The organism is Vannielia litorea (assembly GCF_018424695.1).
Classification (GTDB): Bacteria; Pseudomonadota; Alphaproteobacteria; order Rhodobacterales; family Rhodobacteraceae; genus Vannielia; species Vannielia litorea_A.
In genome coordinates, this window is the sequence record NZ_QTNQ01000047.1 from 1 (window position 1) to 12,298 (window position 12,298).

Below are 12,298 nucleotides of genomic sequence, written 5' to 3' on the forward strand. Positions count from 1 at the left end.
GTGGGAGGGCGGGAGCTGTGCCATGTCCGGCCGCACCTCTCACATTCGCGCCATCGCCCGCCCTGTTAACCGGCCGCCTCCATGTCGAATGACATGTGCATCGGATGTGCATAGGTTGTGGCCCTGCAAAAATCGCGGTTAACCCAACAGCGCACGCCCTGTTAACGGCGCCTCAGGCCGCCGGCATCCGCTTTTCCACGATCTCGGCCCACCAGCTGCAACCCGCTGGAATCGCTTCATCATTGAAGTTGTACTCCGGGTGGTGCACCGCCGCCGTGTCGCCATTGCCAACAAGAATGTAAGCGCCCGGCCGCTCCTCCAGCATGAAGGCAAAGTCTTCGCCCCCCATCACCAGCGGCGCCTCCGCACAACTCCCCGCAACCGACCGCGCCACCTCGGCGGCAAACTCGGTCTGCTCCTCGGAGTTCACCATCACCGGGTAGCCCTTCATGTAGGTCACCTTGGCCACCGCCCCGAATACCTCCGCCGTCTTCTCCGCGATCGCCGGCAGGCGTTCCTGTACCAGCGCCCGCGTCTCCGGGCTGAGCGTGCGCACCGTGCCCTTCAGCTCCACCCGCTGGGGGATCACGTTGAAGGCCTTCGAAGAGGTCTCGAAGCTGGTCACGGAGACAACCGCCTCCGAGGTCGGGTCGGCATTCCGGCTGACGATGCTTTGCAAGGCCAGCACCGTGTGCGAGGCCACCACCGTGCTGTCCACGGTCTCGTGCGGCTTGGCCGCATGGCCGCCACGCCCTTCAATTTCAATGATAAACTGGTCTGTCGCCGCAAAAAAAGCGCCCGGACGGATGGCAAAGGTTCCGGTCGGGACACCTGGCCAGTTGTGCATGCCATAGACTTCCTGGATGCCCCAGCGCTCCATCATCCCGTCTTCGCACATCTCCCGGCCGCCGCCGCCGCCCTCTTCGGCAGGCTGGAAGATGACAACCACGGTGCCGTCGAAATTACGCGTCTCGGCCAGGTATTTCGCCGCGCCCAGCAGCATCGCAGTGTGGCCGTCATGGCCGCAGGCATGCATCGCATTGTCGGTCTTGGAGGCATAGTCGAGCCCGGTCTGCTCGTGAATCGGCAGCGCGTCCATGTCGGCCCGGAGCCCGATCACCTTACCCGACCCATTCGCCTTGCCCCTGATCACCGCCACAACGCCGGTGCGCCCGATCCCTTCAGTAACCTCGTCGCAACCGAACTCCCGTAGCTTCTCCGCCACGATGCCCGCGGTGCGATGGGTGTCAAACAGGATTTCCGGATGCATGTGGAAGTCCCGGCGCCATTCGGCGATTTCGGGCTGCATCTCGGAAAGACGGTTCTTGATGGGCACTTGGGGTTACTCCTTGAGCTGGTCGAGCAGCCGCTCCATGAACCGGCGGCCAGCTTCGAACTGTGCAATGGTCATATATTCGTCTGCCTTGTGGGCCTGTGCAATGTCTCCGGGGCCGCAAATCACGGTAGAATAACGGGCATTCTGAAATTGCCCTGCCTCGGAGGCGAAGCTCACAACCTGCCCCGGCCCGTTTTCGCCTGTCAGCGCCCGCACCAGCGGCTCGGCCCGCGCCTCCGGGCCGGATTCCGGCGCAAGCCCTGGCACGTCGAAAAGTTGGTGAAGGGTGAAGCCCGCGTCCGGGTGCACGGCCTTCATGCCCGCCTCGATCTCGGCCACCTGCGCCTCAAGTCGCGCCCGCCAATCCGCTGCAGATTCCATGGGCATCACCCTGAAATCAAACATGAATTCACAATGCTCGGCGGTGATGTTGTGCACTTCGCCACCCTTGATCCGGCCCACATGCAACGTGGTGCAGGGCGGCGTGAACACCGCCTCTTCCGGGCGCGGAGCCTTGGCGAACTGCGTCGCATTCACCTCATTCGCCCAGCCGATCAACCGCGCGGCCTCCATGATCGCGCTGACACCTTCGTGCATCATCGAGGAGTGCACCGGAAAGCCCTTCACCACGATCCGGAAGCCGAGGTTGCCCTTGTGCCCGGTGACCGGTTTCATCATCGAGGGCTCGCCCACGATCACCGCTTCGGCACGCGGCAATCCGCTCGCCGCCAAAGCCTCGATCATCGGCGGCGCCCCGAAGCAGCCGATCTCCTCGTCGTAGCTCAGACCAATCTGCAAGGGCCGCGCCACGCCCCGCTCGGACGCCTGCCCCATCGCCCAAAGCGCAAGCGCGTCGAAGCCCTTCATGTCGGCGACGCCCCGGCCATAGAGCCGCCCGTCGCGCTCCTCTACGCACCACGGGTCGGAAGTCCAGCTCTGGCCCTCCACCGGCACCACGTCGGTGTGGCCCGACAACAGCACGCCCCCGGGCGCATCCGGCCCGACCGAGGCAAACAGCGCCGCCTTCTGCCCGGTCGCATCCGGCACCCGGGTGGCGGCAATGCCCCGCTCCGCGAGCCAGCCTTCCACCCAGTCGATCAAGTCGAGGTTGGAGGCGCTTGAAACGGTCCGGAAGGACACGAGCTTTTCGAGGATGTCGCGCGGGGTCACGGGTGCAGAAGGGCCTTTCCATGGGCCCGGTCACGGAGCCCGTGCAAAGGGTGGTGCGCAGGTGGACAGAGGTCAAGGCCTGGCGCCCAATCGGCAGGCACTTGCTCAAACACGCCGCAAGGTCACGCGATCAGCCCATTGCGCCGCCCCGGTTTCATGCTACCGTCACATTCAGGGGATGGCGCATCCGCGGGGGCGGAGGCGTGAAAACACCCATAAAAGCAAGGTTGGACAGGGAGAGAGGATGACCCTTCACGGCATCTGCTCTACTCAAGGAGAAAAGCGCGCCCCGGGCGCCCGTTTTACGTGCGCTCTGCATGTTTTCTCATCGTCCGACACATCCCGCACAGCAGAACACCGGCCCCTCCGGGCAAAAGGTGTCGTGTATCCAACAAGGAGAACTCCATGAAACTCAAGACAGCTCTGCTCGGAGCCGCCGCAAGCTGCGCACTGGCCCCCATGGCCTTTGCCGAAGCCCACGAGGGCGAACGTGGCCGCGATGGCAACGTCAGCATCATCTACTGGCAGGCCCCGTCGATCATGAACCCGTTCCTCTCGGGCGGCACCAAGGACGTGGAAGCCGCCAGCCTCGTGCTCGAGCCGCTGGCGCGCTATGACGAGACCGGCAACCTGACCCCCTGGTTGGTCGAAGAAGTGCCCACCGTCGAGAACGGCGGCGTCAGCGAAGACCTCACCACCATCACCTGGAAGATCACGCCCGGCATTCTCTGGTCCGACGGCACGCCGTTCACCTCCGCGGACGTGAAATTCACCTATGAGTACTGCACGCATCCCGAAGGCGGCTGCGCCCAGCTCACCAAGTTCAACGGCGTGAGCTCTGTCGAAACTCCGGACGAACACACCGTCGTGGTCACCTTCGAGCAGCCCACCCCCTTCCCGTACGGCCCCTTCGTCGGCGGTGAAAGCCCGATCCTTCAGGCCGCGCAGTTTGCCGACTGCATGGGCGCCAAGGCTCCCGAGTGCACCGATGCCAACTTCAACCCGGTCGGCACCGGCGGCTTCAAGGTCGTGGAATTCAAGCCGAATGACGTGATCACCTTCGAGGCCAACGACAACTACCGTGAAGAGGGCAAGCCCGCCTTCGCCTCGATCACCTTCAAGGGCGGCGGCGATGCCACCGCAGCCGGTCGTGCGGTGATGGAGACCGGCGAGTTCGACTACGCCTGGAACCTCCAGCTCGCGCCCGACGTGATCTCCGAGATGGAAGCTGCCGGCAAGGGCAAGGCCGTCGCCGGCTTCGGCCCGCTGCTTGAGCGGATCATGCTCAACAACACCAACCCCGACCCGGCGCTCGGCCCGGATGAGCGGTCTGTCGTGCGCCCGCACCCCTACCTCTCCGATCCGGCGGTCTACAAGGCCATGTCCATGGCCATTGACCGGCCCCTGCTCGTTGAAGTGGGCTACGGCCAGGCCGGCAAGGTCTCGTGCAACTGGGTGCCCGCGCCGCCCGCCGTGGTTTCGACCACCTTTGACTGCTCCACGCAGGACATCGAAGGCGCCAAGGCGATGCTGGAAGAGGCCGGCTGGGTCGACAGCAACGGTGACGGCGTGCGCGAGAAGGATGGCGTCGAGCTGAAGATGCTCTACCAGACCTCCACCAACGCCGTGCGCCAGGACTTCCAGGCGCTGATCAAGGACTGGTGGGAGCAGATCGGCTTCGAGGTCGAGCTGCGCAACGTTGACAGCTCGGTGTTCTTCGGCGGTGATCCGGGCTCGCCCGACACCTTCCAGAAGTTCTATGCCGACGTGGAGATGTACGCCAACACCTTCAACGGCACCGATCCGCAGAGCTATCTCGGCAACGGCACCTGCGACAAGGCCCCCTCTCCGGCCACGCAATGGCAGGGCGAGAACATCTCGCGCTTTTGCTCGGAAGAGTATGACGAGCTCTACGCCAAGCTGGCCGTCACCGCAGATGCAGCGGAGCGCGCGGAAATCGCCAAGCAGCTCAACGACATCATCGTGTCGAATGGCGGCATGATCCCGCTGGTGCACCGCGGGCGCCTGTCGGCCCATGCCAACAGCCTCGGTGGCGTCAAGCTCAATGTCTGGGACAGCGAGATCTGGAACGTCGCCGACTGGTACCGGATCAAGACCAACTGATCCGTACATAGAACCGGCCGTGCGCCCCTGGGTGGCGCACGGCCACTCCGCCCCTCCCAGACAGGCGCGCCCGCATGATCACTTTCATCATCCGACGGCTCATCCTCGCGGTTCCGACCCTCCTATTCATCTCTCTCATCCTGTTTCTGCTCCTCGATCTCGCCCCCGGCGATCCGATGGCGCAGATGCCGCTAACCATTCCCGACGAGGTGAAGCAGAAGATGCGCGAGGCGCTCGGGCTGGGCGAACCCTTGCACATTCGTTACTTCAAATGGCTTTACCAGTTCTTCGTGGTCGAGCCAGGCTATTTCCTCGACTGGCTCTTCGGCACCAACATGATGGAGGGCACCCAGCGCGTGGTGTCGTGGCAGTTCCGCACACCGGTCTTTGACACCATCATCGAACGCCTGCCGCAAACCCTCTGGGTGGTGGCCATGGCCTATGTCGTCGGCGTGCTCATCGCCATACCGATCGGCATCATCTCGGCCTACAAGCAATACTCCGTCTTCGATCAGGCCGGCACGCTGGTGTCGATGATCGGCTTCTCCGTACCGCCCTTCTTTTCGGGTGTCGTTGTGATCGTGATCTTCTCGGTCAAGCTCGGCTGGCTGCCCTCGATCTATGACACCACCCACGTCGTGAAAGACTGGGAGAGCTTCAAGGTGCAGCTCATGCAGATGATCATGCCGGTGATGGTGCTGGCGCTGCAAACCACCGCGCAGATCAGCCGCTACATGCGCTCGGCCATGCTCGACAACCTAAACCAGGACTACGTGCGCACCGCCCGCGCCAAGGGGCTGGGGGAGTGGTCGGTGGTCATGGTCCACGTGCTCCGCAACTCGATGATCCCGGTCGTCACCGTCATCGCGCTCGGCATTCCCGCCATCTTCGGCGGGGCGATCATCACCGAGCAGGTCTTCAAGGTAAACGGCATCGGCCAGCTCCTGATCACCGCCATCCAGGCGAACGATATCCCGATGGTCCAGACCATCACCTTCATCTTCGCCGTGCTCATCGTTGTCTTCAATCTCATCGCCGATGTTCTCTACGGCGTGCTCGACCCGAGGATCCGCTATGACTGAGCAGACCCCCGATGTGATCGGCGAGAGCCAGCCGCGCGGCAAGGAGCGCTCGCAATGGGCCGATGTCTGGCGCCAGTTCCGCAGCCACAAGGGCGCGATGATGGGGGCCTTCGTGCTGCTCTTCATCACCTTTGGCGTGACATTCGGGCCATATATCTGGGACATCGACCCCACCAAGCTCGACATCCGCAACAAGGATTGGCGGCCAATTTACATGCCGCTCTTCTCCTGTTCCTGGACAGACTGGTGCATTCCCCCCGAAAGCCTCGAACGCATGAAATACGGCTGGGCCCATCCCCTGGGCACCGACAACCTCGGCCGCGACGTGCTGGCAACGCTGATCCACGGCGGGCGCGTCTCGATCGCCGTGGGCTGGGTCGCCATGGCCCTGGCCATGATCATCGGCACCGCCATCGGCGTGGCCTCGGGCTACGTGAAAAAGCTCGACGGGCTGCTGATGCGCTTCACCGACCTCGTGCTCGCCCTGCCCCTGCTGCCCCTGCTGCTCGTCATCATGCTGCTCTTCCGCGACACGCTGCGCGCCAGCTTCGGGCCGGAGCTCGGCATCTTCATCCTCATCGTCTGCGTCATCGGCGCGACCTCCTGGATGCAGACCGCGCGGATCGTGCGGGCCGACATCCTTGCGCTGAAGGAGCGCGAGTTCATCCTCGCTGCCCGCTCCATCGGCACCCCGCCGCTGAAGATGGTCACCCGCCACCTGTTGCCCAACGTGCTCTCGCCGATCATGGTCTCCGCCACCCTCGGGCTGGCCACCGCCATCATCACCGAAAGCGCGATCTCCTTCCTCGGCCTCGGTTTCCCCTCGGACTTTCCGACCTGGGGCAAGCTGCTGTTCGACGCCACCGACCGGATACAGAACTTCCCGGAGAGGGCAATCTGGCCCGGGCTGATGATTTCGCTCGTTGTGCTCGCCGTGAACTACATCGGCGACGGGCTGCGTGACGCGCTCGATCCGCGCATCCGGGGCCGCTGACCGCCGCACACATGCAGATAAGACCATGCATCGCGCGCCACCCTTGGCGCGCGAACGCGTTTCGCCCCTGCCAAGCAAAGCCGGGACGCCGTTCTTGCCCATACGCGAGAACAAAATCCCATCCCCACGCCGGCGTTTGCACCCGCGCTGCAACCGCGCTACCTGCCGGGCTTCGACCGCGACAGGAGTGCCCCCATGTTCGAATCGCTCGGCTTTGAAGAAACGACGGCCCGCCAGGTGGCTGTCTGGTTTGCCCTCGCCCTCGGCCTCGCCTTCGGCTTCCTCGGCCAGCGCAGCCGCTTCTGTTTCCGCCGGGCCGTGGCCGGGGAGGCCAGCGAACGGCGCTCCGCCGCGGGTGTCTGGCTCACCGGCCTCGCCGTCGCCATCCTTGGCACGCAGGCGCTCGTCTCCTATGGACTCATCTCCTTTGCCGACCACCGCTACCTCGCCGCCGACCTGCCCTGGCTCGCCATCGTGATCGGCGGCCTCGCCTTCGGGGCAGGCATGGTGCTGACCCGTGGCTGCATCTCGCGCCTCACCGTCCTGACCGGCACCGGCAACCTGCGGGCGCTCACGGTGCTCGCCATCTTCGCTGTCGTCGCCCACGCCACGCTCAAAGGCGTGCTGGCCCCGCTGCGCACCGCGCTCGGCTCGGTCACCGCGCCGCTGGGTGACACCGCCTCGCTCGCCGCCCTGCCCGGCGGTGCCTGGGTCTGGACCGCGCTGATCGTCGCCGCAGCCCTGCTCTTCGCCCTGCGCTCCGGCGCCCGCCCTGCCACGCTCGCCATGGGCGCCCTGATCGGCGCGCTGGTCCCGCTGGCTTGGGTCGGCACCGGCTACGTGCTCTATGACGAGTTCGACCCGATCGCGATGGAGAGCCTGTCCTTCACCCTGCCCTCCTCGGAAACCCTGTTCTGGGCCATCGCCTCCTCGTCGATCCCCGCAGGCTTCGGCGTGGGCCTCGTTGGTGGCGTCATCGGCGGCGCGCTCATTGCCGCGCTGATCTTCCGCGACTTCAAATGGCAGAGCTTCGAAACCCCGCGCCAGACCGGCCGCTACCTCGCCGGGGCCGTGCTGATGGGTGCAGGCGGCGTGCTGGCCGGTGGCTGCACCGTGGGCGCGGGCCTTTCCGGCACCTCCACGCTGGGCGTCTCGGCCTTCCTCGCGCTGGCCTCCATCGCCGCCGGGGGCGTGCTCACCGCGCGCCTTCTCGGCGAGGCTAGTGCAGCTTCTTCCGGATCCGCCGGACCGCTAGCCACACCAGCAGAATGACCACCGGCGTCAGCCCCGCCGTCAGCCAGCCCTTGTCCACCCCCAGCTTGTAGGCGAAGGGGGCCAGCGCATAGGCGGCGAGACTGACGGCGTAATAGCTGATCGCCACCACCGAGAGCCCCTCCACCGTCTGCTGCAGGCGCAGTTGCAGATCGGCGCGCCTGTCCATCGAGGCCAGCAGAGCCTGGTTCTGCGCCTGGCGCTCCACGTCGACCCTTGTGCGCAGCAGGTCGCTGGCCCGTGCCGAGCGCGCCGCCATCGCCTTCAGCCGCGCCTCGGTGCTCTTCACCGTCCGCATCGCCGGATCGTAGCGCCGCGTCATGAACTCCTTGAGCGTCTGCCGCCCCATGAAGCGCACCTCGCGCAGCACCTCGATGCGCTGCCAGACAATCGCCTCATAGGCCTTCGTCGCGCCGAAGCGAAAGCTCGCATGGGTCAGCAGGCTCTCGATATCCGCAGCAACCCGCAGCAGCTTGGTCAGCTCTTCCTCCGCCGGGCGCACGCGCTCGCCCGTCATCGCGTCCATCATGTCCGAAAGCTCGTCGTCGAGGTCGCTCAGCGGCTTGCCCAACCGGCGCGCGCGCCCTAGCCCCAGCATCGACATCGCCTTGTAGGTCTCGATCTCGGTCAGCCGCTGCAGCACGCGCCCCACCCGATGCGCGCCCACCCCCGGCTTCACGAAGCAGGCAAAGCGCACGTGGCCCGCTGGGTCTATGCGAAAATCGGTGCTCACGATCACGTCGCCGTCCACCACTTCCGCGACCGCCACGCTCTCCGGCACCATCCAGCCGGCGATCTTCTGGGAGACCGCCTCAGGCGTCTCTGGCATCGTCTCGACCCGCATCAGCGCCGACGTAACCCGGACGCCGGGAGCCTTTGCCAGCCAGTCCTCGGGAAACATCCGGAAAGTCTCGCCGTCAAAGGGCCGATCGGCCACGCCGGAGCCGAAAATCGTATAGGTGACGAACTCTGTATGGCTCTCCCACTTGATCTGATGGCGCCCGAGTTGGCCGGAATAATGCGTTGCATCCGGCTGCGGATGCGGCGCACCGTGCCGGTCCAGCAGGTCGATCAAATGCGCCCGCTCGGCTTCCCGGTCTCGCCCGGCGGCGCCTTCGGTCGGTTTCAGCGCGAGATAGGCCGCCCGGCAGGGCACATCCAGCGCCGGAAAAGGCCGGGCATGCAATTCGTTTGCCAGTTGGTAGCGCAACGGGTGGTCTTCGATCTCGGCCATTGTCGTCCCTCGTTTGCTCCCTGCTAGGCGTTGCCAGGCATGCTGTAAAGAGAAAGAACGTCGCAATATCAGCTGCTTATCTGCATACCGCGGTGCACCGCGCTCGGCCTCCTCCGCACAAGCCTAACAGCCACCTGCCAGCCTGAGAACGGCCCCTGAAACGGAAACCGCCCGGCCTTGCGACCGGGCGGCACCAATGGCGGCCATCGAAGCGCTTTCATCGCGTGCCGCGTCCTCTTAGGAACGGCGCGCCATCCTCCCCGATGTCAGGAAGCGCGAGGCCTGCCGAAACAACGGCTGCGGATCAGATCACCACAACGTCCAGCGGCGGGAAGCCGTTGAAACCCACCGAAGAATAAGACGAGGTGTAGGCCCCGCAGCTGCGGATCACCACCTTGTCGCCCGCCTTGAGGCTCATCGGCAGCGGCATCGGGCGCTTCTCGTAGAGCACATCGGCGCTGTCGCAGCTCGGGCCCGCCAGAATGCAGGGGCCGGTGGCCTCACCGTCATGCGGCGTTGCAATCTGGTAGCGGATCGCCTCGCCCTCGGTTTCGGCCAGACCGGAGAACCGGCCGATATCGAGGTAGACCCAGCGGTGCAGGTCGTTCTCCGACTTGCGGCTCACCAGCAGCACCTCGGCGGCAATAGCGCCAGCCTCGGCCACCATGCCACGGCCCGGCTCTGCCATGATGCGGGCGCCGGGGAAGCGGGCCTCGACCATGCGGCGCACGTTGTCTGCATAGGCCGTGGGGGCGTCGACTTCCTCGCCGTAGAAGGCCGGGAAGCCGCCGCCGATGTTAATGAGCTCCAGCGCATGGCCCGCGGCACGGGCATCGGCCCAGACACCGCCCACATGGTCGAGCACGCCCTGCCACATGGTAGCCCGCTTGGTCTGCGAGCCCACATGGAAGGAAAAGCCAACCGGCTCCAGCCCCAGCACCACCGCACGATCCAGCAGCGCCAGCGCCGTCTCGCGCGAGCAGCCGAACTTGCGGCTGAGCGGCCAGTCTGCCTCGGGGTTGTCGACCAGAAGGCGGATGTACACCTGCGCGCCCGGAGCGTGCTCGGCGATCTTCTCCAGCTCCTCCTCGCTGTCGGCAGCAAAAAGGGTCAGGCCCGCGGCATGGGCGAAGGCGATGTCGGAGGCACGCTTGATGGTGTTGCCGAAGCTGATCTGCTCGGGGCGCGCACCAAGGCTCAGGCACAGCTCGATCTCGCCGCGCGAGGCCGCATCGAAGTTGGAGCCCTCGGCCAGCAGCCGCTCCAGCACTTCGCGGGCCGGGTTGGCTTTCACCGCGTAATGAATGGCCGCGCCGCCAAGGCCGGCCTTCAGCGCATGAAACTGCCGGGCCACCGCGTCGGTGTCGATCACCAGCGTCGGCTTGTCGAACGTGTTGGCGAGGATGAAAGCCTCCACACGGGAGGGCACGGATACGGGAGCAGACGCCAGGGCGCCATCAAACATCATCGTCATGGTCATCTCCAATAGACCCGGCCATATATGACCGCTCACTTCCAAGGGAGACGTTACCGTCGCTACGTAAACACAGGCGATGATGTTGCCGGCCAGAGGCGCGTGCGTTGGCGTCTTGAGCGCGCAAATGGGGCCAATGCGGATTCGGATCAAGAGGAAATTTCAACGCGCTGCGAAAAACTTTCACGGCCCCAAAGCTGTGGCCGCACCGCACCAGCGGAACCGCCCCCTCCCCCCGCTTGTTGGTCTGCCAAAGGAGGATCTTTCCTATGTCACACCACCAGAACGACCATGACACCGAAGCGCTGCGCAAGGCGCTGTTCTCGGCGCTGAACGACGAGCGCACCGGCATGCTTGCCGTCACCGACCGCAACAGCCACGCCCAGCCGATGACCCATTTCTTCGACGAGGAGGCACGGGTGCTGCGCTTCATCACCGCCAACGACACCGATCTCGCGCGTGATGTGGGCAGCGGCGCGCAGGCGCATTTCACCCTCACCACCAGCAACCGCGAGGTCTATGCCTGCATGTCCGGCCCGATCACGGCCTCCGATGATCGCAACAAGCTGGAAGATCTCTGGTCACCCGCCGCCGCGATGTGGTTCGAAGGCGGCATCGACGACCCGAAGGTGCTGCTGCTGGAAATGCCGCTGCACGAGGCCGCCGTCTGGACGGTCGATGCCAATGCGCTGCAATTCGGCATCGAGATGCTCCGCGCCAACCTCGGCGATCACACGCCGGATCTTGGCGATCACGCTGTCATCAGGCTGGCCGCCTGAGCCTGCCGCCAAAGGCCCGTCGCGCGTTGCGGCGGGCCGTGCCGGCTCACCAGTCCTCCGCCGGAAGTCCCTGCTCCACTGCCTCGCGCCGCATGTCGACGAGAGCATCCCTCCAGCCCACCAGAGGGATGCGCAAATCCACCGACCGTTCGTTGCTGTAGGCGACAGTGAACCGCAGCCGCAACGTGCCGCCCGCCGCCTCTCCCTCAGCCATCGCTTCCATGAACGCCCGCCGTTCCGCCCCGGAAAGCGGGTTGCCTCGAGAGTGGTCGGCCAGCCCCACGTCGGGCAGCGTCCAGATCACCTCATCGTTCTGCTCGATGGTGTAGCCAATGTAGGTCTCCGGATACTTGTGGCGATAGACATCGAAGGTGACGCTCTTTGCGCCGATGCGAACTTCCCCCAAATCATCAAACCCATCCGCTTCCGGGTAAATCCTGATCCCGCAGAGCGTCCGCACCTTTTTCCACCCGTTCAGAAAGTTGCTCGGGTTGGCGTGGTAACAAGTTACCGTAAACGCCCCATGCTCCTCTCGGTAAAGAGTTTTGCCGTAATACAAATCGCCTGCCCAAGCGGTGGACGGCAGCAGAAAGAGCAACGCCGCTACAAGCACATACCTCATCTGTCGCTCTCACCTCATCAGGGCCCGATAAGGCCGAGTGCCTCCCGAGTCGTAGATCCGGGAGGCGACAGAATGGCGAGAGGCAGGTAATTTTCCGTCGGTGCGCGCGCGCCGCGATGCGCCTCGCATCTGATCTGACGCGCCGTCCGCCGGACGGTTCTCAGCAAAGGAAGCTGGAAGGGTTTGCCGACGGAGGCGGCTGCAAGGGGCG

10 protein-coding genes are annotated in these 12,298 nt (G+C 65.1%); 5 read left to right on the forward strand and 5 right to left on the reverse strand.

Annotated elements, in window-relative coordinates; all coding sequences use genetic code 11:
* Window positions 1–172: 172 nt before the first annotated feature.
* Together DYI42_RS15115 and argE are read right to left on the reverse strand one after the other, a co-directional pair.
* A complete protein-coding gene (locus tag DYI42_RS15115) occupies window positions 173–1,336 on the reverse strand; it encodes a M20 aminoacylase family protein (RefSeq protein ID WP_213546829.1) in 1,164 nt (387 codons plus the stop codon).
* Between the two features lie 6 nt (window positions 1,337–1,342).
* Entirely contained in the window at window positions 1,343–2,506 is a 1,164-nt protein-coding gene (gene argE, locus DYI42_RS15120; RefSeq protein ID WP_213546830.1) for an acetylornithine deacetylase, read from the reverse strand.
* A 405-nt stretch (window positions 2,507–2,911) separates the two neighbouring features.
* Here argE and DYI42_RS15125 point away from each other — a divergent pair, with 405 nt between their 5' ends.
* The 4 genes from DYI42_RS15125 (at window position 2,912) to DYI42_RS15140 (ending at window position 7,978) form a co-directional block, all read left to right on the forward strand.
* Complete coding sequence (locus DYI42_RS15125; protein ID WP_213546831.1) at window positions 2,912–4,630, forward strand: peptide ABC transporter substrate-binding protein; 1,719 nt, start codon at window positions 2,912–2,914, stop codon at window positions 4,628–4,630.
* A 74-nt stretch (window positions 4,631–4,704) separates the two neighbouring features.
* A complete protein-coding gene (locus DYI42_RS15130; protein WP_213546832.1) occupies window positions 4,705–5,712 on the forward strand; it encodes an ABC transporter permease in 1,008 nt (335 codons plus the stop codon).
* Window positions 5,705–6,706: an ABC transporter permease gene (locus tag DYI42_RS15135; protein ID WP_213546833.1), complete on the forward strand. Its 1,002-nt coding sequence runs from the start codon at window positions 5,705–5,707 to the stop codon at window positions 6,704–6,706. The genes DYI42_RS15130 and DYI42_RS15135 overlap by 8 nt, the downstream gene beginning before the upstream one ends.
* 195 nt (window positions 6,707–6,901) lie before the next feature.
* On the forward strand, window positions 6,902–7,978 hold the full coding sequence (locus DYI42_RS15140; protein ID WP_213546834.1) for a YeeE/YedE family protein: 1,077 nt from the start codon (window positions 6,902–6,904) through the stop codon (window positions 7,976–7,978).
* Here the strand turns inward: DYI42_RS15140 and DYI42_RS15145 are convergent.
* Both DYI42_RS15145 and DYI42_RS15150 read right to left on the reverse strand, forming a co-directional pair.
* Window positions 7,926–9,212 carry a DUF3422 family protein gene (locus tag DYI42_RS15145; protein WP_213546835.1) on the reverse strand — a complete coding sequence of 429 codons (1,287 nt, stop codon included), beginning with the start codon at window positions 9,210–9,212 and terminating at the stop codon, window positions 7,926–7,928. The two genes, DYI42_RS15140 and DYI42_RS15145, sit on opposite strands and share 53 nt — an antisense overlap.
* 304 nt (window positions 9,213–9,516) lie before the next feature.
* Entirely contained in the window at window positions 9,517–10,686 is a 1,170-nt protein-coding gene (locus tag DYI42_RS15150; protein WP_213546836.1) for a type III PLP-dependent enzyme, read from the reverse strand.
* A 269-nt stretch (window positions 10,687–10,955) separates the two neighbouring features.
* Here DYI42_RS15150 and DYI42_RS15155 point away from each other — a divergent pair, with 269 nt between their 5' ends.
* Window positions 10,956–11,465, forward strand: a complete 510-nt coding sequence (locus tag DYI42_RS15155; RefSeq protein ID WP_213546837.1) for a pyridoxamine 5'-phosphate oxidase family protein — start codon at window positions 10,956–10,958, stop codon at window positions 11,463–11,465.
* A 46-nt stretch (window positions 11,466–11,511) separates the two neighbouring features.
* On the opposite strand, the gene DYI42_RS15160 is transcribed toward DYI42_RS15155, so the two are convergent.
* Complete coding sequence (locus tag DYI42_RS15160) at window positions 11,512–12,087, reverse strand: hypothetical protein (RefSeq protein WP_213546838.1); 576 nt, start codon at window positions 12,085–12,087, stop codon at window positions 11,512–11,514.
* Window positions 12,088–12,298: the final 211 nt, after the last annotated feature.